This is a genomic window from [Limnothrix rosea] IAM M-220 (genome assembly GCF_001904615.1).
Classification (GTDB): Bacteria; Cyanobacteriota; Cyanobacteriia; order Cyanobacteriales; family MRBY01; genus MRBY01.
In genome coordinates, this window is sequence record NZ_MRBY01000009.1 from 44890 (window position 1) to 67183 (window position 22294).

24 protein-coding genes are annotated in these 22294 nt (G+C 45.8%); 11 read left to right on the plus strand and 13 right to left on the minus strand.

The features are described from left to right. The first annotated feature begins 1 nt into the window (after position 1). The gene (locus NIES208_RS05640) at positions 2-736 is read left to right on the plus strand and encodes a TIGR04283 family arsenosugar biosynthesis glycosyltransferase (protein WP_075890600.1); all 735 of its coding nucleotides are present in this window, start codon (positions 2-4) and stop codon (positions 734-736) included. Here NIES208_RS05640 and NIES208_RS05645 read toward each other — a convergent pair. After that, a complete protein-coding gene (locus tag NIES208_RS05645) occupies positions 718-1416 on the minus strand; it encodes a DUF547 domain-containing protein (protein ID WP_075890602.1) in 699 nt (232 codons plus the stop codon). The genes NIES208_RS05640 and NIES208_RS05645 overlap by 19 nt on opposite strands. Positions 1417-1456: 40 nt before the next feature. Here NIES208_RS05645 and NIES208_RS05650 point away from each other — a divergent pair, with 40 nt between their 5' ends. Further along, positions 1457-1915 (plus strand): rhodanese-like domain-containing protein, encoded by a 459-nt coding sequence (locus NIES208_RS05650; protein WP_216349362.1) that lies wholly within the window; start codon positions 1457-1459, stop codon positions 1913-1915. Positions 1916-2206: 291 nt separating this feature from the next. Here the strand turns inward: NIES208_RS05650 and NIES208_RS05655 are convergent, their stop codons facing one another. The 4 genes from NIES208_RS05655 to NIES208_RS05670 all read right to left on the minus strand — a co-directional run bounded on the left by NIES208_RS05655 (position 2207) and on the right by NIES208_RS05670 (position 5269). Next, a complete protein-coding gene (locus tag NIES208_RS05655) occupies positions 2207-2629 on the minus strand; it encodes a type II toxin-antitoxin system VapC family toxin (protein WP_075890604.1) in 423 nt (140 codons plus the stop codon). Continuing rightward, the gene (locus NIES208_RS19505) at positions 2630-3124 is read right to left on the minus strand and encodes a hypothetical protein (protein WP_216349363.1); all 495 of its coding nucleotides are present in this window, start codon (positions 3122-3124) and stop codon (positions 2630-2632) included. Positions 3125-3299: 175 nt separating this feature from the next. After that, positions 3300-4625, minus strand: coding sequence for a Mur ligase family protein (locus tag NIES208_RS05665; protein WP_075890606.1), 1326 nt, complete (start codon positions 4623-4625; stop codon positions 3300-3302). A gap of 353 nt (positions 4626-4978) precedes the next feature. Beyond that, entirely contained in the window at positions 4979-5269 is a 291-nt protein-coding gene (locus NIES208_RS05670) for a YiaA/YiaB family inner membrane protein (protein WP_075890608.1), read from the minus strand. A gap of 179 nt (positions 5270-5448) precedes the next feature. Between NIES208_RS05670 and NIES208_RS05675 the strand changes: the two genes are divergently transcribed. Both NIES208_RS05675 and NIES208_RS05680 read left to right on the plus strand, forming a co-directional pair. Further along, positions 5449-6468 (plus strand): hypothetical protein, encoded by a 1020-nt coding sequence (locus NIES208_RS05675; RefSeq protein WP_075890610.1) that lies wholly within the window; start codon positions 5449-5451, stop codon positions 6466-6468. A 298-nt stretch (positions 6469-6766) separates the two neighbouring features. Beyond that, positions 6767-7582, plus strand: a complete 816-nt coding sequence (locus NIES208_RS05680) for an SH3 domain-containing protein (RefSeq protein ID WP_075890612.1) — start codon at positions 6767-6769, stop codon at positions 7580-7582. Between the two features lie 297 nt (positions 7583-7879). Here NIES208_RS05680 and NIES208_RS05685 read toward each other — a convergent pair whose 3' ends face one another. Together NIES208_RS05685 and NIES208_RS05690 are read right to left on the minus strand one after the other, a co-directional pair. Next, the gene (locus tag NIES208_RS05685) at positions 7880-8413 is read right to left on the minus strand and encodes a hypothetical protein (protein ID WP_075890614.1); all 534 of its coding nucleotides are present in this window, start codon (positions 8411-8413) and stop codon (positions 7880-7882) included. A 56-nt stretch (positions 8414-8469) separates the two neighbouring features. Next, the gene (locus NIES208_RS05690) at positions 8470-9363 is read right to left on the minus strand and encodes an alpha/beta fold hydrolase (protein WP_075890616.1); all 894 of its coding nucleotides are present in this window, start codon (positions 9361-9363) and stop codon (positions 8470-8472) included. 259 nt (positions 9364-9622) lie between these two features. Here NIES208_RS05690 and clpS point away from each other — a divergent pair, with 259 nt between their 5' ends. Beyond that, positions 9623-9910 carry an ATP-dependent Clp protease adapter ClpS gene (gene clpS / locus NIES208_RS05695; RefSeq protein ID WP_075890618.1) on the plus strand — a complete coding sequence of 96 codons (288 nt, stop codon included), beginning with the start codon at positions 9623-9625 and terminating at the stop codon, positions 9908-9910. Between the two features lie 210 nt (positions 9911-10120). Continuing rightward, positions 10121-11344: a PQQ-dependent sugar dehydrogenase gene (locus NIES208_RS05700; RefSeq protein WP_315861621.1), complete on the plus strand. Its 1224-nt coding sequence runs from the start codon at positions 10121-10123 to the stop codon at positions 11342-11344. Between the two features lie 344 nt (positions 11345-11688). Here the strand turns inward: NIES208_RS05700 and rpaB are convergent, their stop codons facing one another. After that, complete coding sequence (gene rpaB / locus NIES208_RS05705; RefSeq protein WP_075890622.1) at positions 11689-12417, minus strand: response regulator transcription factor RpaB; 729 nt, start codon at positions 12415-12417, stop codon at positions 11689-11691. Positions 12418-12639: 222 nt separating this feature from the next. Between rpaB and radA the strand changes: the two genes are divergently transcribed. After that, a complete protein-coding gene (radA, locus tag NIES208_RS05710) occupies positions 12640-14064 on the plus strand; it encodes a DNA repair protein RadA (RefSeq protein WP_075890623.1) in 1425 nt (474 codons plus the stop codon). Here the strand turns inward: radA and NIES208_RS05715 are convergent. The 4 genes from NIES208_RS05715 to NIES208_RS05730 form a co-directional block, all read right to left on the minus strand. Further along, a complete protein-coding gene (locus NIES208_RS05715; RefSeq protein ID WP_075890625.1) occupies positions 14057-15553 on the minus strand; it encodes a diguanylate cyclase in 1497 nt (498 codons plus the stop codon). The genes radA and NIES208_RS05715 overlap by 8 nt on opposite strands. Positions 15554-15744: 191 nt before the next feature. Continuing rightward, on the minus strand, positions 15745-16077 hold the full coding sequence (locus tag NIES208_RS05720; RefSeq protein WP_084176547.1) for a DUF3082 domain-containing protein: 333 nt from the start codon (positions 16075-16077) through the stop codon (positions 15745-15747). 75 nt (positions 16078-16152) lie between these two features. Next, the gene (locus NIES208_RS05725) at positions 16153-16791 is read right to left on the minus strand and encodes a DUF2059 domain-containing protein (protein WP_075890627.1); all 639 of its coding nucleotides are present in this window, start codon (positions 16789-16791) and stop codon (positions 16153-16155) included. Positions 16792-16818: 27 nt separating this feature from the next. After that, positions 16819-17742, minus strand: a complete 924-nt coding sequence (locus tag NIES208_RS05730; RefSeq protein ID WP_075890629.1) for an ABC transporter ATP-binding protein — start codon at positions 17740-17742, stop codon at positions 16819-16821. Between the two features lie 53 nt (positions 17743-17795). Here NIES208_RS05730 and NIES208_RS05735 point away from each other — a divergent pair, with 53 nt between their 5' ends. Further along, on the plus strand, positions 17796-17978 hold the full coding sequence (locus NIES208_RS05735; protein ID WP_075890631.1) for a hypothetical protein: 183 nt from the start codon (positions 17796-17798) through the stop codon (positions 17976-17978). Between the two features lie 120 nt (positions 17979-18098). Then, positions 18099-19004, plus strand: a complete 906-nt coding sequence (locus tag NIES208_RS05740; protein WP_075890633.1) for a formylglycine-generating enzyme family protein — start codon at positions 18099-18101, stop codon at positions 19002-19004. A gap of 27 nt (positions 19005-19031) precedes the next feature. On the opposite strand, the gene NIES208_RS05745 is transcribed toward NIES208_RS05740, so the two are convergent. Continuing rightward, positions 19032-20549 carry a SagB/ThcOx family dehydrogenase gene (locus NIES208_RS05745; protein ID WP_075890635.1) on the minus strand — a complete coding sequence of 506 codons (1518 nt, stop codon included), beginning with the start codon at positions 20547-20549 and terminating at the stop codon, positions 19032-19034. A 142-nt stretch (positions 20550-20691) separates the two neighbouring features. Here NIES208_RS05745 and NIES208_RS19190 point away from each other — a divergent pair, with 142 nt between their 5' ends. Then, on the plus strand, positions 20692-21645 hold the full coding sequence (locus tag NIES208_RS19190) for a hypothetical protein (RefSeq protein ID WP_075890637.1): 954 nt from the start codon (positions 20692-20694) through the stop codon (positions 21643-21645). A gap of 189 nt (positions 21646-21834) precedes the next feature. After that, entirely contained in the window at positions 21835-22218 is a 384-nt protein-coding gene (locus tag NIES208_RS05755; RefSeq protein WP_075890639.1) for a DUF4346 domain-containing protein, read from the plus strand. Positions 22219-22294: the final 76 nt, after the last annotated feature.

Consider the following 22294-nt stretch of genomic DNA (forward strand, 5'->3'; position numbering starts at 1 on the left):
TATGTCAAAAGTTTCTATTATTATCCCCGTCTTAAACGAAGCAAGTTGTCTGGGGCGTACCCTGCGATGTATGCAAGTGCTCTATCCTGCTGCCGCTGAAATAATCGTAGTAGATGGCGGCAGTACAGATGAAACCGTGGCGATCGCCACCCAATACCGAGCAACAGTGATCATCGCCGAGCAAAGAGGTCGAGCATCCCAGATGAATGCCGGGGCTGAGGTGGCAACGGGCGAAATTCTGTGCTTCGTTCATGGTGATACCTCTGTCCCTAACGATCTAATTGACGTTATGCAACAGACTTTAGCGAATCCTAAGGTTGCTGGCGGGGGTTTTATCTCGATCATGGCTGGAGCACAGACGACCCGTTGGAGCATTACGATCCATAACGCCATCAAAACCCACTATGCGCCGCTAATCTTTCGGCCCCATCTTTATTTTCGTGATGGCCTACGGATCTTGTTTGGGGATCAGGTGATTTTTTGCCGCCGTTGTGATTTCTTTGCCTGTGGTGGTTTTGATGCAACCATGCCCATCATGGAAGATGCTGATCTCTGTCTGCGGTTATCGAAGTTGGGACATATTCGTCAGCTAAATCGAGTCGTGCAATGCTCTGATCGCCGCGTGGCGCAGTTGGGATTATTCAAAGCCAATCTTATCTATTTTATGATCGGCTTTTTCTGGGCTGCGGGAGTATCGGCAACTTGGCTCAAGCAATTCTATGAAGACATCCGTTGATTCAGCTCCCAACTGTAGGGCAAAAATTTGACAGTAACATCACTAGGCAAATCGAGATCAGGCCGATACTGACTAATATAGTCCGGGATGGATTCAGCCACAGTCAAAAAGTCTTTTCCATACCATTTAAAAATTTTGCTGCAATATAAGGTTTGTTGAGTCGCGTCATAGTGCACCTTATCATCATTGCGGATAAAGTGGCGGGCATCAGTTTCTAATTGTTCTTCTAACCGCTCTGGCATATAGGCTTCGGCGCGTAAGAGTGGACAACCGACAGACGCACAGACCAACGCGAAATGAATGCGAGGCTCTTGAAATCGCTTTCGGAGCAAGCCATGCTCGATGCCATTGAGACTTAAGGCTTGACCTTGCAAACGATATATTTTCTTTGTGAAAAATCGCAAAAAGGCTAGCCAATTGGGTATGCCGAGAAAAGTAGGTCGAATTGAAGCGATGGGGTATTTTTTGAGAACTTGCTGAATGGTCAACGCGTTGTATAGGTTAATGAGAAAGGCGATCGCCTCATCCTGAGAACAAGCATTGAGTTCGACATGACGTTGGGATGCAAGCCAGTCTTCCAATTTCTTATAAGACTCCGAGCGCCAAGCAGGATAATCCACCTGTCCTTGCCCATTGACATAATGCTTCAACATCAAATCCCAAGCAGAAAAATCAATCATCAAGCTCACTTTTTATACGCCACACCATAAGGAATTATCTGTGTTTAGCAGCTTAAAACCAATTCGCCGCTTGGCCTGGATTTTCATTAAGCAATTTATCAATCAACAGTTTCCAGACATCGGAACTATTTCCACAACCCAGTTGGCAGCTTGGTTAGCCAGCGAATCGCCCTCTCCCATTCTGATTGATGCTCGTGAGCCAGAAGAATATGCCGTAAGTCACCTACCGGGGGCGCACCATTTACCGACTTTAGCGGCAGTGCAACAGTCTGAAGTGAGTCTTGAGGCCGTGATCGTGGTGTACTGCTCAGTGGGCTATCGTTCAGCTAAGTTAGCTCAAGAACTTCAAAAGGCTGGTTATGCCCATGTGATGAACTTGGAAGGTTCTATTTTTGAATGGCACAATCAAGGTCAACCTCTGGTTGTTGATGGTGAATCGACGCGATCAGTGCACCCCTATAATTTCATTTGGGGGATGTTGTTAGATTCGAAAGAGTAGAAAATTCTCTCCTAATTGACCAACGCCAATCTGTTGGCTAGGTAGCGGGTTGGAGAACTTCCAAAGACTACCTTTTCTATCATCTCTACTCTAGTAATTTCGAGAATGCGAAACTTTATATGATCAAAACCCAAAAATCAATTTAAATTTCTCCCCCATATGTGTGTTTTCGTAAGAAAAAAACTCAGACTAATTCCATGGAAGTGAAGCTAGGATTTTTGCATCTTACCTAAACCGAGTGAGATGTCTGCAGATTTACCATGATGATAAATGGAATTATGATGCTTTTACTCAGCTGGGCAACACGGAAATATGACCCTGTTTACTGTAATCGATCAATTTTCGATCTTTCGTCAGTAAGCTCCGGTCGGTCACTAAACAAGTCGCCGCTAAAATCCGATCTGCTGGATCTCCATGAATCTCACCGGGTAAACGTGAACTCTGAATCGCAATTTCAGGGGTTAAAGGAATGAGTTTTAAACCGGGAAAAGATAAGGCTTTGTTCACCCACGCTTTACAATTACCCCCCAAATCAATTCTGCCCTTGGCTTCGAGCATCCCGACTTCCCAGACAGAAATGGCTGATACCGCCAGTTCACCTTCTGTCTCTGCAAAAGCGATCGCCTCCATATAGGATTCTGATAATTTTGCTAAATCCCCTGTCATTGCCCAAATCCAAATATGAGTATCGAGCAGTAAACCTTTGGTTGTCACCTACTGACAGACCTCCCAAATTTCCTCAATTGGTTCAATAATGTCGCCTTTAACAACGACGGAGTCTTTCATGTAACCCAAAAATGATGGCTGTTGAAGGGATTGATTGTTATTGGGAGTAGTCTGAACCTCAGCTTTGAGCAATTCCAACATCTGCGGATACTGAGTCGATAGCTGTTTCCACATCACTATCAAATGCTCAATCTTTTCATATTCTCGTAATTCCAATTCTTCTTCCGGCGTTAAATTTCCGGCTTGATTCCGTCCGAGCAATGTCTGCAATCGTTCCTGCATCTCAAGGGTAGGTCGAAACTCGGCGATCGCCTCTGGAGTTGGATTACTGATCAGAAAACCAAGAATATAGCTATAAATATGGGCTGGCACCATAGGCTGATTTAATCCCATAGACAGAACTTCACCAAGGCGATCGCTCTGGGCTAGAGTCTGTATCTTTTCGGCAAGGTCATCGGGTAAATCTAAGAGAACTTGTGCCATGGCTAAACTAACTTAATTATTTCTATTGTAGACAGTCCTTAAAACTCATTATCGAAATATTCTTTGGTGATATCTAAGGCTGGATGATGGCCCATTTCTTAGGAGTTTCCTTGCCTCCACACAGTATCGCTGAATAAATTGGTAAATTTATCAATTAATTGCCTGGCGATCGCCACTATAAAATCTTGCGTCCTGTGAGAATTTGTCGCACATCTAACATCGCAGTGTAAGTCGGCACAATATGCAGAGTTTGGTCTACGGGGGTCACATCCAACGCCATTTGAATCGATTTTTCGAGATCTGTTTCCACTTTAAGATCTGCTTTACCCTGACAATAATGGAGCCGCAAAGCCATGTCATGGGCGCGATCGCCGGAAATAATAATTTTGCCGGGATACTTGGTCAGATTTTCCATATCCACATCCCAAATCCACGACACATCAGTACCATCCTGATCACGGTCATTGAGAATCATTAGAGCAGTGGAAGTCTTACCTTGTTTCTGTAAATCCATCACAGCTCTAATACTTTCATTCATACCCACAGGATTTTTCGATAGCAGAATACGGACATCTTTCCCCTCAACCTTTAGCTCTTCCGCCCGACCAAACGCCGCTTTGAATCCTTGAATTTCCTCATTAATGACATCCCTGTGAATGCCTAGAGTTTCCGCCAAAAGCGCCGCTGCCATTGTGTTGTATTTGTTGTAAATCCCGATAAGAATCTGTCCCCATTCTGGACTGTGAATATCGAGGGACTGCTTGGCAAAACCACAATTATCGCAATGGTAATCACCGAGGTGGGACAAATAAACGCCTTGATAAGTCAGATGCGTGCCACAAACCGGACAGTAGATGGCATCAGAAGCGTGGGGGATTTCATCAAGATAACGCTCAGGTTCCGTTAAGCCAAAGAATTTAACAGTTTGTTCTAATTGCTGACCAAAATGATTGAGGGTTGGGTCGTCGCCATTAACGATAATCGTTGTTTCCTTGGGGAGAGGGGCGATCGCCTCCTGCCAGCGCTTACTAATGGTATCCACTTCACCATAACGGTCTAACTGATCACGAAACAGATTCAGCGTGACCATGTGGGTCGGCGTGCAGGTTTTGAGGAGAATGGGGACAATATTTTCGTCTACTTCGAGGATGGCATAGTCAATATCGAGCTTCCCGACAAGATTGGCACTCTCCAGTAATGCCGTCGCCAAACCATTAATGAGATTAGCACCTGTGGCATTGTGGGCAATTTTGTAACCCTGCGCCGTCAGAATCGCTTTAATCAGTAGAGATGTTGTGGTTTTACCGTTAGTGCCCACAACTAAAATGACACCCTTTTTAGCTTGGTTAAATAATTCTGGTAAAACGTTGGGAAAAATCTTTCTGGCGATCGCCCCCGGCAAAACACTACCTGCACTAAGCTTGAGACCCCGCACCACCGCCGTCACGGACTTCGCCACACTACAGGCGATCGCCAACCTTAGAGCTTTAAAAATAGACATTCCGTGCGGCTTTCTCCCAGACATTCTAAGTCCCTAAAGATAACAGAAGTTGCTATTCCTGCCTACCGAGTCCGAGGTGCCAGTTGCCGCGAAAACTTTCAAAAAATCAAATCTCGCCAACATAACCCCAAAAATCCGATTTATTCAAGACGACAGATTCTTTGCCGCCATGGATTTTGACAAAAACTTGCAACGCTCATCGAAATATTTAGCGCATTTGCCGTATTTGGCGTAAACAATAAAAATAACGCAGACATCCCCCCAGTCAAATAAAAACACCGATATATCGACCGATCAATGTTTGCATAATATTCAAATAGACCCTATTTGCACATCTCCGCCCATGTTTTGAACTATTTAGTAAACGGGTCATAATCCGCTAAAAGTTTTTCGAGTTTCGCCTCATCCACACGGCTAACAATACGCTTCGACTCTTCGATGTCGCGGGTGGTTTTAGAGAGGCTAATCGTAGAACTGACGGAGAAAACATAGCCGATGCCAAGGTAGCTTTTGACCCAGCCATTCACAGGCAAAAGGTAAATGCCCACCGCCGTTGCCCCAATGGATAAAACAAAGGCAAGCCATGTTTGTAGAATCCAAGCATTTGTGTGAGTCGCAGGCGCTTTAAATTTTGAGCTAGACATAATTTGGAACCTTCAAAAGATATTTTTGTTTTCTACACCCACATTCTGACAACGGAATTTCTGCAATGACAATGACCAAACCTAAGCAGCCAAAAGCTTTTAGTAGTTTTTTGTAGTAACCAGAAAGAGGGTGAACTAGGGTGAAGTAAGATGAAGTCAAGTCCCTAGATATAGCGTGAATGTTCGAACTTGAAGAGTCGGAGTCTTGGTTTTCGGCGGAGCGGCGATCGCCCCTGATCCAAAAACTTATTCAAACAGTCGGTCTGACCCGAATTCGGGCAGATTATTTTGTGCGATTGTGGGTATATCTGTTGGTGAAACACGAGACAACGAAAAACCCAACCCTCAAGCCACCGCTACAGACCCTAAAAACAAATTTTGGAGCCGAAGTTTGTACCCATCGCGAGGCCGCAGCACTTTTTTATGCCGATAAAGATCAAGGGGGCGATCGCGCCGCAGGCATGATGCTCGACAAACTAGCCGCCCTCGGTTTACTAAAAAAATATTTCGACGGCAATACCACCTGTATCGAAATCCTGCCCCTACCCCAAAGTGTGCAAGATGGGGCGATCGCCCCGAAAATAGAACTTTTATTAGACGATTTTAACCCCCGCTGCGATGCCATTCCCGTCGCGAATTTACTCGCCACTAACTACAACTGGATGAACAACAATAACAACGCCGTTCCCCATCGCATTGCACGATTATTGCGCCAGTGGGGACATAAATATAATCGAGGCATGAGAGTTTTAAGACGCTCAGACAACCAAAATCCCGTTGCATTTTATTTACTTTATCCCACCCAAAGCGAGTCCGACATCAACTTTTTTAAACCCGCTAAAAACGCCTTACATCTCAGCACCCTATCAGAAATTGATCCCTTTAAACTAGCAGAAATAAACGACCAAAATTGCGTTTCAATCTTTATTCGCAGCTGGATGATTGACCCCCAATTTCTCGAAGAATACCGCGGTAAATTTATCAAAGACGCACAAGTGACATTAACCAAAATGCAGCACGATTTCCCCAATATTTGCGATCTTTACACTTTAATTATTCATCCTTCCTATGCCCAACTAGCTACGGCTCTAGGGTTTCAGCATACCCATCAAGACTCTCCCTCAGAAATTCACTGGATGTACCAAGCCCTTGATCGCTTCCTTGCCCTAGATGTTGAACAGGCGATCGCCCAACTCTAAAAACACCGAGCAATATCAATAATTTTCATTTTTTTCAAACCCTAATATTCCACAAAAAAGACCAACAGAACCACAACACATCCCTACATATAAAACATTTCCCTTCACACTATCGGCATAAATAATAATCTATCGATCTGATGAGTGAAATTATGCCCTAGGGAGATGCTTTTCTAAAAAAAATAACGAATAATTAAATCAAGCGGTTAGATAAATATGTTTTTAGAGATTAAGGTTTAGCGTACCTGAAGTTTTTTTAATTTGGGTTTAAACCGCAATGTAGAAATCAACAATATAAATGAATACTAAAAAGTGGACAATTATTTTAGGTATCGCGTCAATTATCGCAGCGCAAAATTATCAAAGCTCGACAGTTTCAGCTCAAACAGATGCCATTGGCACAGAAACTTCCGCTTGCCGAGAAGTAAATGTCGACAACTATTTAAACGTTAGAAGTGCCCCCGGCGGTGAAGTGATTGGCCGTCTTCCCGACGACCAGCAAGTAAGCATATCCGCTATCGGTAACGGTTGGGTCTCCATCAGTGCCCCTGTAGAAGGCTATGTTAGCTCTAGCTACCTTGTGTACTGTGCAGATGTACCAAACTTAGGCGACTACTACACACCAACCTCGACCCCCGTCGCTAGTCAATATCCCCATGGCGGCGACAATACCTCTACTGTTCCCGGTTCAAATTGTCGCCAGATTAATACCGATGGTTTGCCAGTCATGGATGAGCCTAACGGTAATGTTATCGGGCAGTTGATGCGCGGCCAAGCTGTGATGATGGCGAACGAAGGTTTTAATGGCTGGGTTCCCATCGAGTCCCCCGTCAGCGGTTATGTTTCTGCTGAATTTTTAACGGGTTGTTCTGCCGCAACGATGGATACGGTGTCAACCATGGGGCAAGAGTCAGTGACGACGGTTGCTGGTGCAAACTGCCGCAGGACGGTTTCTCCCGATGTCCAGCTTCGGTATGAGCCAATGGGTACGGTCATCGGTATGTTGCCGCAAAATCAACGGGTTTATATTGCGAATGAAGGTTATGACGGTTGGGTTCCTGTGGAAAAACCCGCCAGTGGTTATGTTGCCTCTGCTAATTTAGGTTCTTGTTAATCTTCTTCGCGAAATAATGCCTATTAATTGGATAATTTACTTTTTTTAAATAGGTTAAGTAAAGCGCAAATAAATAGGGTTAAAACCGTCAACTTTAACGTGAGTTAGCGGTTTTTTATTGCAATGTTTTTCTTTGATTTGATTCCATAATTTTTAAGGGGCGATCGCCCTGTGATAATGACCTCTCTAACCTAGAAATATAATGGCACTTTAGATAAAAGCTAAACCCTACTTGCACCCTAGATATCCGCTAATTTAAAAAAGATTTTTTAATATTTTGTGTTTTTAAGGTGAGGGCTACAAAGAAATTGCAGTGGTAATTGTCCAAATATCGACTAAACCAAGAAGTGCTGTCACGCTTAATAAAATCATGTACATCCAAGGTTGAGAGAGGGGACGCACATCGCTAGTATCAAGAGCTGTTTTTTCTGCGACAATGCCGACCATTTTTGCAAAACCAGCGACTCGCATCGGCAAAAGATAAGCGCGATCTCGCTCTGGAGTGACAAAGTAATACACCAGCCCTCCTTGACCCGTCGTCCGCATTTTGAGCTGGGCAATGTCAGACCATTTTAAGGACCACCCTTTACGGGAAATGAGCCGAAACCATTGGGGGTAGGTGACTTGAATGCTGTCGTCATCGAGTAATACTTTTTCATTCAATGCACCGTAAAGAAAAATGCCGCCCACCACAAAGCCAGCCCATAACCATGTGGACGGTACAGGTGCATTTGTGACATCCGCTAAAAATGGAATCGGCAAAGTCAAAGCTGTGTAAAGACTGAGCAATGTAATGCGAATCAGTGGAGAAAGATTAAAGGTTGTCTGCATATTTTTTCTGAAAATTATGGGGAAACCCTAGGGCGATCGCCGCGAAAACTTAAAATCTAGGATGCAAAATTGTTGTTCATCCAATCGCGGATAATTTGATTTACCTCGGCGGGTGTATCGTCGTGGGGACAATGGCCAGAATTGAGATAATGCTCTGTTAGTTCTGGACGATATTGTTTGAATTTTGCGCCACGACTTCTGGCATTAATCCACGGATCTTTTTCGCCCCAAATCATCATTAAAGGCCGTTCTAGCTGTTCAAGGAGGTGATCCACTTTCGCCCCTTCTGGTGTGTTGAAAACTGCACCAAAAACTTTTCTCGCGCCGGGGTCATCGGATGGACGGCGAATCTCGTCAATGAGTCTCTCCGTTACCGCATCTTGGTTAACATAAACTTTTTCGAGGGTTTTACGAATCGTTGAACGCCGCTTTGTGTATTGAAAAATCAGAAAGGTTGAAACGGGACTAAATAATACTTTGCGCAATGCTTTCTGGAGGGGCGATCGCTCCTTTTTGTTAGAGTCGCTGAAGGGGCCGGCACTGTTGAGCAAAATTAAACCCTTGGCCGACTCAGGACGTTGTGCTGCCACGCAAAGGGATGCATAACCACCAAGGGAATTGCCCGCTAAAACAACAGGTTCACCAATCACCTGACTAATAAAATCGTGGATTTGGTCACGCCATAGATTGCCGCTGTAGATAGTGTCTGCCTTTGGCGATCGCCCAAAACCGAGCATATCAATCGCCCATACAGAAAAATCCTGTTGTAGGTCTGAAATATTTTTACGCCAATGGTCTGTCGATGCGCCGAAACCATGGACGAGCAGCAGGGGTGGCTTGCCGTTGGTGTTGCCAGCCTGCACATAATGAATTTTATGTCCTCGCCAAGTCCAATACTGGCTTGGAGGATTTTCCGCAGTTGCAAAAATTGTTTCAGTCGCAGCAGTCATATGGACGCTTTTGTAAATAAATGTTAATTTCTCATATTGTATCGCTTTCTTACTGAGCTTTCAGTCTTTATATTCCGCGCTAAGATGAGGGTAACTTAATGTGCTATAACCAAAGCGCAGTCTGTTCTTGATCCCTAGAACATGATATGAGGCGATCGCCCAACGTTTATCGCTCAGTAAAATCTTTTTGTCGAACTACCTTTAAAACAAAAAAACTAAAGCAAACTAATCAAACAACTTTTTAGGAGGTTAAATCATCATGTCTACAGGTGTGATCGAAAAGCGCGCGTCAGAAACTATTCGCAAACCCGCGCCCCGTTACCGTGTTTTGCTTCATAACGACGACTTCAACTCCATGGAGCATGTAGTCCAAACGCTGATCCAAACCGTTGCTGGGATCACCCAGCCCCAGGCTGTGAGCATTATGATGGAAGCCCATACAAATGGTTTAGCCCTTGTTATTACCTGTGTCCAGGAGCATGCTGAGTTTTATTGTGAAACCTTAAAAAGCCATGGTTTGAGTAGCACCATTGAGCCCGATGAATAAAAAACATCAAGCTGTTAGTGATTAATTTGGTAGCGGTGCTCACCCGCATTTTGAAATTTTCATCTTGGCAAAACCCATTTAATTTAAAGTAAGTAACAATGGTTATTCAACGACCTGTTGCTTACTTTTTTGTTGTTTATTGCACATATCCCCATGGGAAAATTTCGCTCTGTAATGTTGGCCATTCTTCTCGTTAGTAATTTGGGATTAATGGTTAGCTGTGCTTCGCAATCTCAACCGAAACCGACGACATCTCCGTCTTCGGAGCCAAGCGCCCAAGGGTCGGCATCCCTAGGATCGGAGTCTGGTTCAGAGGCGATCGCCTTAATTTCTGATGGGGCAGCATTACCAACCGATGAGGTCGAGCTAGCCGTGATTGCAGAGGGGCTGGAGCATCCATGGGGCATGGCATGGTTACCCAATGGAGATATTCTCATCACAGAACGGCCGGGCAATTTACGCATTATTCAAGATGGGGTTTTAGATCCTGAGGCGATCGCCGGCCTTACAGACGTTGCAGATATCACAGCCCAGCAAGTTTTTGCGTCACGGCAGGGGGGACTCCTCGATATCTCTCTCCATCCACGTTTCGAGGAAAACCGCTGGATTTACTTTAGCTACGCCCACGGCACTCGCGATGCTAATCGTACCCGTGTCGCTAGGGCAAAATTTGACGGTGGAGCCCTCAGCAACTGGGAAGTGGTCTTCGAAGTTGCCCAAGCAAAGCAAGGAGGACAGCATTTCGGCTCTCGCTTGACCTGGCTACCCGACGAAACCCTGCTGATTTCCATTGGCGACGGCGGCAATCCCCCACTCAAAGTTGACGGTGTACTGAGCCGTAAACAAGCTCAAAATCTTGGTAGCCATCTCGGCAAAGTGGTGCGCATTAACGACGATGGCACCATTCCCCCAGACAATCCTTTTGTGGATAATCCCAACGCAGAGCCAGAAGTCTGGAGCTATGGCCACCGCAATATCCAAGGAATGGCATTTGATCCCATTCATCAACGTATTTGGGCGACGGAACATGGCTCCCGTGGCGGCGATGAACTGAATATTGTCAAAGCCACTCACAATTACGGTTGGCCTGATGTTTCCTTTAGTGCAGAATATTCCACTGGCCGTCCCGTTTCCCCAGTCAAGACAAGGGAGGACATCACCGAGCCAAAGCTTGTTTGGACACCAGCTATTGCACCATCGGGTCTCGCTTTTTATTCTGGCGATCGCCACCCCCAGTGGCAGGGTAATCTGTTTGCCGGCGGTTTAGTCTCTAACGATATTCGCCGACTAGAAATAGATGCCCAAGGGAATATACTTTCAGAATCTCGTATTAAAATTAACCAGCGCGTTCGAGATATTCGCCAATCTCCCGACGGTCATCTCTATGTCTTGACCGATGCAGATTCGGGACGACTACTAAAACTAGAACCTTAAAATTATGCAAAATTAAGCAATTTAGAATCAGTCGTTAATATTAGTTGTTAATATTATTATTCTTTTTCTAGGTTTTGAATCTTCTGCTTAAACTAAATCGGCGATCGCCGCAGAATGAATGGAACATTTTTCCCCGACCAAAAGCCATCAACAAAAAAAAGAGAAGCCAGATCCCTGCGGCATAGGAAAAAAAGTTAAAGACTCAAATTACTTCACAACAACATACAAAATAACCCAGTACAAAAAGCTTTCCCTAACAACAAGACCATAGTTGATACAGCACTATGATCTATGTCATTAACCGAAGGAATCTAAAAGAGCTTTGATCAACTAATGAGCATGGTCTACTCATCACCAAGTTCGAGGATACGTTGGAAAAGGTAACCTGTTCCCCGCGCCGTCAAAATCAGCTCTGGGTTACTAGGATCATCCTCTAGTTTTGCCCTTAAGCGAGAGATGTGAACATCCACCACACGAGTATCAACATGACGCTCAGGCGTATAGCCCCAAACCTCTTGGAGAATTTCTGAGCGGGAGAAAGGCTCCCCAGAACGACTAACAAGCAGCTCTAATAAGCTAAATTCCATCCCCGTTAAACGGATACGCTCGTCACCTTTATAAACTTGACGCTTATTGGTATCAATGCGAATGGAACCAACATGAATTACGCCAGAACTGGGGATACCAGTAATGCCATTTTTATCAACACGACGCAGTACAGAGCGGATTCTGGCCTCAAGTTCTTTCGGAGAGAAAGGCTTAACGACATAATCATCTGCGCCGAGTTCTAGACCTGTAATGCGATCAGCAACGTCACCGAGAGCTGTGAGCATAATGATAGGAACATCAGACTCTTTGCGAAGCTCTTGACAGACACCATAGCCATCAAGCTTTGGCATCATGACATCAAGCACAACCAAGTCTGGATCTGCCTCGGTAAAGGTTCCTAGTGCTTCTTCGCCATCGGCTGCGGTAACTACCTCGTAACCAATCATGGAAAGACGAGTTTCGAGAATGCGTCGAATGCTCGCTTCATCGTCAACGACGAGAATTCTTTCTTTATGATTTTCCAAGTTCTTTCACGCTCCTTATTGACTTTCGGTAAGTGATGTTGAAGTTTATTAATTAAAGTTCTCTAGTTATAAGAATATCGCTTTCCTGAGGTTTGATGGAGGCTGAAAGGCTGTTTTTCGGCAAAAAAAGTGTTTTTTTAAGATTTATTTTGGAATGTGAGTCTATTTTCTAATTTTCAGGGCAATTATTTCGTCATTTTTTTACATTTAGCTTAACAATTCATGGCAAAAGCAAAGACTGTTCACGTCTGTCGAGAATGTGGTGCGGAATCACGGCAATGGTTTGGAAAATGCCCAAGTTGTGGTGTGTATGGATCGCTGCAAGAGGAAATTCGAGAGAAGATTGTAAATTCTGGTGTTAGTCGTAGTTGGCACAATAAATCGTCATCTCCTAATAGAAGTAAATCTACTGATGCAAAGCCGCGGGTGGCCCTAAAATTCAATCAAATTGACACGAGTCAACAGTTAAGGTTTCCGTCTGGTTATGGTGAGTTGGATCGTGTTTTGGGTGGTGGAATTGTGCCGGGTTCTTTGGTGCTCATTGGTGGTGATCCGGGCATTGGCAAATCGACTCTACTGTTGCAGGTTGCTTATCAGCTCAGTGAAAAGTTGCCGCGTATTCTTTATGTTTCGGCGGAGGAGTCGGGTCAACAAATTAAGCTGCGGGGCGATCGCCTCAAGTCGGCGGAGAATAATCCGGAGGAAAATCTCTATATTTTGACGGAAACAGGTTTAGAGACGATTCTCTCAGAGCTAGAAACCTTGCGTCCCCAGGTAGCGGTAATTGATAGTATTCAGACGCTATATTATTCGTCGTTAAGTTCTGCGCCGGGGTCGGTATCTCAGGTGCGGGAATGTACGTCGGCTTTAATGCGGGTAGCGAAGCGAGATAATATTACGCTGTTTATTGTGGGACATGTCACCAAGGAAGGGGCGATCGCCGGGCCGAGAGTTTTAGAGCATCTAGTGGATACAGTGCTGTATTTTGAGGGGGATCGCTATGCTTCCCATCGTCTATTGCGCTCGGTTAAAAATCGCTTTGGGGCAACCCACGAAGTCGGTATTTTCGAAATGTGTGAGCAAGGTCTAGAGGAAGTACTGAATCCTTCGGAATTATTTCTCGGTAATCGTGATGAGGAAACTCCCGGTACGGCCACGGTTGTTGCCTGTGAGGGGACACGGCCACTACTGGTCGAATTACAGGCTTTAGTGAGTCCGACGAGTTATGCTTCCCCACGGCGATCTACCACAGGGGTAGATTATTCTCGGCTACAGCAAATTTTGGCGGTGCTGGAAAAGCGGGTGGGTATTCCCTTGTCTAAGCTTGATGCCTATGTGGCTTCTGCTGGAGGATTAACCGTTTCTGAACCGGCGGTTGATTTGGGTATGGCTGTGGCGTTAATTGCTAGTTTCCGCGATCGCATGGTTGATCCGAAAACGATTTTGATTGGTGAAGTGGGTTTAGGCGGGCAAATTCGTCCGGTTTCTCACCTTGAAACGCGCCTGAAGGAGGCCAAAAAACTCGGTTTTACTAGGGCGATTATTCCCAAGGGACAAAAGCTTTCGGAAAATCTAGGGATTGAGGTTGTGCCAGTTAGTCGAGTCCTAGATGCGATTGTGGCGGCTTTACCGATAGCTTCTAAATAACTGGATTTTTTTTAGCGTCATAAAAAACGGCTTGGTTACGCCCCTTGGCTTTGGCTTGGTAGAGGGCTTGATCCGCGGCTTGCAAAAGTTCTTTCGGGGTCATTGACGGCTGGGGCACCGTTAAGCTCACTCCGGCACTAATGGTGACAAGGGGCAAAACATTGGATTTGAGGTGGGGGAGTGCTAGGTCTCGGATGGTTCGTACTAATTCGGCGGCGATCGCCTGAGCATAGATAGCATTCGCCTCAGGGAGCAGTAAAACAAATTCTTCACCGCCATATCGTGCTGCCAAATCTGTTGTACGTCGCGCTAGACGATTAATCGCTATCGCAATTTGGGCTAAAGCAAGATCTCCCTGCTGGTGACCATAAAAGTCGTTATAGGGTTTAAAGCAGTCGAGATCAATAAACACTAGGGCCAATGATGTTTGATTACGCAGTGCTCGTCCCCATTCTTTTTCGAGGGTGAGGTCGAACATGCGGCGGTTGGGAATGCCCGTGAGAGAGTCTAAATAGGAGAGCTTTTCGAGCTGGCTATTGAGCTGGAGAATTCGTTGCTGAGCTTCTTTTAAATCTTCCAGTTGCTGTTGCAGTTTACCGATCAGATACAGGGCGATCGCCAAACTGATGGCCAGAAAGCTACCACTGATTAAAATCAATTCCGCAAGGGTATTTTGTTTATCAACGCTATATTGCTTAACTAATAAATTCTCTGCTGCAACTAAAGCTTGCCATAGGGCAATGGTGATCGTTTGCACCGACATCCCGGCGACCATCGGCAAAAGCCCCAAGGGAATTTGTTTGAGTTTACTCAGACTTATTTGTGCCGTTACTATCATTAACCACAGTCCAGCCCAGACAAATCCGACGGAAGTGTGTAAAGCCATGCGGGTCAGTTTGCCCCAACCGTAGGCGGTTTCTACCCCAGAAAGATAGCCAAAAAGTGCCACAAAACCAAAAACGGTCACTAGGGCACTAGACAGTGATGCGAAGAATACACTATTTAATGTGAGTCGCCGACGGTTGATAAAGGCGATCGCCGCCCCACTCAGCATGAAATTTAGGGCTGTGTTGGGAGCCATTCGTCCCGGATGGGACGTTTCCACCTCAATGTGATGATCGACAAATAGCTCATCAATGCCGAGATTAATATCAAAAATATATTGACTTAAAGTCAGCATCCCCAGCACACAAAGCAGACTAGCAAAACCCCTTGCAAAGACCTGCCGTTGGTAATTTAGCAGTAGTAAAGATACACCAATCAACCCAAATCCGAGGGCCGTATTAAACTGCATCGGCACATAGCTTGGATGAATTTGTATCAGTCGGGAAGATTCAGTGTGCCAGCCAAAAATGACCACTGCACTGAGAAATAACAGTACCGTTGCTCCCCCATCTATCAGATGCTTTACCGGGTCGTCTACACCTTTCAAAATACTTAAAAAATGGATAATGCTGCGTTCGTAGGTCAGACGTAAAACGATGCCCACTTTGCCATGGTGATGGTGGGATTAGTCTTTCCCATTCATGGCGATCGCCCCTTGGAAAAGCATAATTAAACCGCCTCCCACAATTAATAGCGCTAAAATGCCCATTGCAATATCTAATATTTCCATAGGTAGTCTCTAATCGCTTACAAAAATAACGTTTTTATCAATGGCCTTTGCCATCAGCGGAGAAGCTAGGATGCCTCTTCAGATTCTGGATTTTTTAGGGACTCCAATAAAGATTTAACACCCAGTAGAAGTAACCCTAAGGCAATGAGTCCAAATACCCCCGTTGCCATGGTTAAAACACCCACGACTAATGTGCGCACAGTAATAGCAATGCGTAGGGCTAAATCATTGCCTGTTGGAGGGGTGCTCGCAAAATTTGTGATGACCTTGCGGGTCACTAAAAATGCGGCAAAGGACATACTACTGGCAACGGCTGTACCGCTCCAACACCGTAGGGGGCTAGGTAGTGGCTCTTCTGGAATCTCTTCGGGTTTAGGGTCTGGGGTTTCGTTGATCATCGGCTCGGCATTTATGGCTTTGGAGTTGGGGTCTACTCTTGTGATGAATATTTTACGCTCCTAGGGGCGATCGCCCTACATTGTTGTTTCATCAGTATTTGTCTGGGTGTCATACTCTTCCTCTGATTCGGGTGCTCCATAGTCCGGCATCATCTCAAAACCAGCGGAAAGCTCTTCCATGAGCACCTGCTGCTGAATTTCCATCATGGTGGGAGTGACTTCGGCACTAAAGAGTTCCATGGAGCGCTGGGCAAGCTGGGGATAAATTTCAGCGGTTTTCTGGCCGGTGGGGGTTTTGTAAAATGCGATTAAATCCGCGAGTTCTGCCGCCGAGTAATATTCGTTATAGAGCTTGAAATCAATGTCCTCTTGCACCGCAGCAAAGTCAATTTCTGCCTGCATCAGGGTATACATACGTTCAACAATGCGTGTGAAGGTTTCGTCAAAAGCAGCTATCACTGTGGGATCTGCGGCTTCCCCAAAAAGACTTTTACTCATGGCGCTGGCCTGATCCTGCATCTGGCTCATCATAATGTCGAGGACTTGGGTGGCATTTTCGTCGCGCTTGGTGAGCACCCGCAATTCTTCGATTAAAGCTAATTTTTCTGGTGAGATGGTTTCAGGGTGAATTGGTTCGGGTTCGGCAAAGGCGCTAATCGGGGCAAGGCTCAGGGAAAGGGCGATCGCCGTGGACGCAAAAAAAGATTTCAACATTATTAAAAAAAAAAGACTACTACTGTTTTACACAACTTCAGACGGAGACGGGGTTGCTACGGAATGTTTTGTAATTTCGATATAGATGTGTTCGAGCTGAACAGGCTGCCGGGCAATGGAGTCGAGGGGAATGCCGTCAAAAATATCAAGAATTTCTTTGAGTTCCAGCTGGTCGGGTAACCAAAAAGCCAAATCACCGCCATAGCTGCGCTGGGTAAATCCCGCTGCCTCCCCCCGGGCGATCGCCGTCTCTTCTTCTTGGGTTTTAATGACCACAATTTCCTTGGCGGGAATCATTTTGCGCAGTTCAGGGAGAGTTCCCTCCGCAATAATTTGACCCCCTTTGAGGATGCCAATACGTTGGCACAGTCTTTCCGCTTCATCGAGGAGATGGGTCGTGAGCAAAATAGTCATGCCGTCAGACCGTAACCGTTGGATTAAAGCCCAAATGTCATAACGGGTTTCGATATCGAGTCCGGTGGTCGGTTCGTCAAGGATTAAAAGCTTTGGATTATGCACGAGGGCCACCGCCACATTCATCCGCCGCTGCATACCGCCACTCAGAGATTCCACAGGAGAATTTGCTCTATCGCTCAATCCCACTGCTTCTAGACAATACTGAATGCGGCGATCGCATTTTTTACCGCGAAGACCGTAGATTTTGCCAAAGAATCGGAGATTTTCCGCGCAACTGAGGGTTTTATAAAGGAGATTTTCTTGGGGCGCAACGCCAATGATTTTCTTTGTCGCCTCAGACACTCGCTGTCCGGCAATACGCAGCTCACCACTATCGGCATTTAGTAGATTACAGAGAATATTAATGGTGGTCGTTTTCCCCGCACCGTTCGCCCCCAACAACCCATAAATTTCGCCCGCTTGAATGTGGAGCGCTAGGCCATCGAGCACTTGTCGCTGACCATAAGCTTTTTTTAGATTTGTAATCTCTAACATGTATTTGCCGCGAGTTTCATGGGAAAAATGTTACCGACTATGGGTTATAACCAATGAAATCCATAGCGCCATACAGAAATATTACCGCCGTCTTCATAGATCCAAATATATCCAAAACATTACATAAAATATTCAAGATACCCCTTAATGGCGATCGCCCCATTACCGCAAAGACAAAACCCATCATCACCCAACTGAAGACTTGGGAAAAAATAACAATGGCGATCGCATCCTAGGAAAAAGAAAAGTAAAATAAAGTCGCTTATTAAATTTTCTCATTTACAGTACAGAAGAGTTTTTGCGGTGCTAGAGAGTTCGATATGCTGAGAGAATATGCGTAGTACTTTTGAGGCTCCATGATAGATATCGTCCAGTACAAAGAAATCCTCGCAGAAGAGCCAGAGGAAATATCCATCCACATGACGAAGATCGGTGGTGGAGGGTTTTGGATGGGAACATCAGAAGCAGAAATAGAAAGGCTGTGCCAAGAATATGACAATAGCTGGTATCAAAACGAGTCACCACAGCACTGGGTCGAAATCCCTGATTTTTTTCTAGGGAAATATCCCATCACCCAAGCCCAGTGGCGCATAATCGCAGAATTAAGACCCATTGAGCGAGAGCTTGCACCAAGCCCGTCCCGATTCGAGGGAGACGAACTTCCCGTAGAACAAGTTTCTTGGCTAGATGCAAAAGAATTTTGTGCAAGACTAAGCAAAATCTCAAAAATTCAATATCGCCTGCCTACCGAAGCAGAATGGGAATATGCCTGTCGCGGGGTTCTGCGTAAACCGATGACCTCTAAAGTTTCCCAAGAATATTGGAATAAGCATTACTACGAATCCTTCCATTTCGGCCAAACCATTAACGATCAAACCGCTAATTTCAATACGAACGAACCCTATGGCACGGAAAAAATTGGCAAATTTCGAGGGAAAACAACACCAGTCGGATCCTTTGATTCAAACAACTTCCAGCTCTACGATATGCATGGCAATGTTTGGGAATGGTGTGAAGACGATTACTACAGAAATTATGAAGAAGCTCCCGAAGACGGCAGTGCATGGCAACAAACAGAAAAGCAAGATGCCAAGGTACTCCGGGGTGGCTCTTGGTTTAATCACCCACGGTACTGTCGGTCATCATTTCGGTATGTGATTGACCTTGACTTTCAGGTGGATTCGGTTGGTTTTCGGATTGCTTGTTCGCCACCCCAGATTTCTGTGAATACCTATTCTTTAAATATTCCGCGACTTTTTTAGCGCTTAGGGATTCTTTGGTTTTGCCCTTTACTGTTCATTCGGAACGCCTAGGGTTGTGATGTACAGTACGGCTTCATCGTCAGGAATACCCAGTACTTCATTAACTTGATCGTCAAAAAAGCCTGCAATGCCGCTTACGCCTAATCCCAGCTGAATGGCCGCTAGGTTTAATCGTTGCCCAAGCTGGCCGGCATCGAGGTGGAGGTAACGATAGGTGCGATCGCCGTAGCGAGCGACGGCCTGAGCCAGATCTGCGGTATGAAAAATCAAGGCTCCCGCATCTCTACCAAGATTTTGCCCAAGACAAAGGTAGTGCAACTCTTCTCGGAAATTTTTAAAGCGAATTTGTCGTAGTTCTTGGGCTTTCGGGGCGTAATAATAGCAGCCAGCATCGAGTCCCTCTACACCGGAAACAGCCACAAAGGTTTCGATTAAACTCAGGTCAAAATAGTCGGGATCTGTGGTTAACCCTTGCTCGCCATAGTCTTCGGGGTGATAGGTGAAATTTAGGAGCTGCTGGAGTTCTTCGAGGGTCAAGTCTTCCCCGGTATAACCCCGAGTCGAACGGCGTTTGAGGATCGCTTCTTCTAAATCCTCTAAATCTTCTCCCCAATCCACGCGGGTGTTGTAACGGGTTTCGTCGGAGGTGCTGGCTAGGGAAAATTTGAGGCCAAAGGGAAAATTGTATTTGTCTTCAAGGATGTCGGGTTGACGTGGTGGCACTGAAGCTTTTGTGACAATTTTTGAGGCTTGGTGCAATGCGGGTAATAGTTCTCCGTCGTCTAGCTCTGGATAATCCATCATGGCCGGTGAAGGTAAAGTCGTTCGACCAAGACTTGATGTTTGGGGATTGCCATTGAGGGCAAGGACGCTGGTGACGGATTCTGCTTCGCCATCGAGGTATAGCAAGTCATTCATGAGGCGATCGCTGAAGCCTCCGATGAGATGGGAGCGGAAGCCCTGCATCGAGGCGGCAAGATTAATATTGCCTAAAAGATGCCCCGTATCTAGAAATACGCGGCGGTAGGCACGGTCTTCGTAGCGCCAAGCGGAGCGATAAAAAATAGCCGTGGTAACGAGGGCTAGCTGGGTCTTTTCAAGGGCTGGGTGTAGAAAACAAGCCCCTCGCAGTTCTGCCCAGCAGTGGTCATCCCAGAAACGCAGGAGATTATGGGTTTGGGGTTGGTAATGGTATAGCCCCGCAGGTAAGAGATCAGTGCCGCGGGAAATGAGATAAACCTCAGCGGGATACAGCCCCCCAGCCGAGGGAGCAGAACGTAGATAAATGAAATTACCACCGCCCGTCGCGAGTTTGGCCGTCAGTCCATAGCTGAGCAGCAATAGATAGGACAGGGATTCCCACTCTGGCTCGTTTTTGTCTAGCTCAAGGTAGGGTTTTAGGTCGTAGCTTGTCCCTATTTTGTAGCCTTTAAAGGGACTCGGTTGGGCTGACCAATTGAGTGTTTTGCCTCGTTGGGCGATCGTTTCGGGGTCGTATTTTGTACGTTGGTGGTAATAAGCGGAAATCGGCAGCGAACGGCTCATATTGTCCCCAAAGCGAATAAACCGTTTCTATTATCCAGTTTTACCGTAGACTTACGGAAACTTTTTTCTCGTGCTTTACTTCTGTGTTGACTAGAACCCCGGCGATCGCCTCTGCCCCATTCTTGTTTGCGTGAAAATATCCATGAAAAATTTATACCTCTCATCTTTATTTGCTTTCGGTGTTGTTGTAACTCTGCAACCCTCCACCATGGCTCAAGCAAGCCCTATGCGCTTAGCTCAAGTTAACCCCGGTAACGCCACATTTGCTTTTGGGTTAAATAACGCAAAAAATTTAGCCCGCCAAACCATTGAAGTCGCCAATGGTGGTTTGGGAGAATATCGTGCCGAAACTTCGATGCATGGTAATCCAAACAATGCGCCCTATGTCGAGAATCCAGATGGAAGCTATACCTTCACCTTTATGGGTCGCCACCCTGACTCCCTTGATTTCACCTATGAAAGCGAAGTAACGGTCTTTCCCGATGGCTCAGTCGTGATTGATTACAACGGTGAACCCCGCACATCTTCCGTTGCCAGCACCACAACGGTGCAATCTTTTGATTTAAATCAAGCTAAAAACCTTGCCCGCCAAACGGCAGAACAAGCCAACGGCGGTCTTGGGGAATATCGTGCCGAAGCCTCAATGCATGGCAATCCGAACAATGCGCCCTACGTCACCAATGCGGATGGTAGCTACACCTTCACCTTTATGGGTCGCCGTCCTGAATCCCTTGATTTCACCTATGAGAGTGTGATCACAGTGTTGACCGATGGCTCGGTTGTAATTGATTACAATGGCGAACCCCGTGCTAATGCCGCGATTGAAACTATTTCAGCGACTACAATCGACCTAAATCAAGCCAAAAATCTTGCCCGCCAAGCAGCGGAAGAAGCCAATGGTGGCCTCGGAAACTATCGTGCAGAGGCAGCGATGCATGGCAACCCGAACGATGCACCCTACGTGGAAAATGCAGACGGGAGTTTTACGTTTACTTTCCAAGGTCGTCGCCCTGAATCCCTCGATTTCACCTATCAGTCAGTGGTGACGGTTGCTCCTGATGGTTCGGTAACAGTGGTTTCAAATCAGGGGAATTAAGGTTTTGTCAGGCATCGATTTAGAGCATGAATGAGTGCATCAAAAAGAAAGGTGAATCAGGCGATCGCCTTTCGAAAAAACTGGCCTGATTTGACCCCGTAGTTTTATAGACTATGGGGTTCTATTTTGGGATGCTAGTAGGTGGGATATACTGAATGACTGTGCCGAAAATGCAATTTCTGAAAACCAATGACTGTTTCCGCTGAAGCTTTAGCTGTCCTCGATAACGAATATTCCAATCGCCACATTGACCTCGATCCTAAAGGTTATTTCCTAATCTATCTCGACCGCGAACAGGGATTGATTTGCGCGAAACATTTCACCAATGCAATTAATGATCAAGGTTTAGCGACTGACCCAGAGACTGGCGAAGTTTTATCTTGTAAAGGGGATTTGGGGCGATCGCACACGACTGTTTACACCGGACGCACCGCGAAAGAACTCGGCATGAAAATTACGGAAGAGGCTGACCCTTGCCCCATTTCAATGTTTGACCATGCTCTATATCTTGGACGCGAATTTGTTCGTGCGGAAATTGCCTTGCTTACTGGTGCAGAATATATCCAAGACTAGTTAGTGCCAGAAAATTTCAGTCATATGGGACTTGTTACGCTATTAACGTTAAATGCCTTTTTCCATTAATATACAT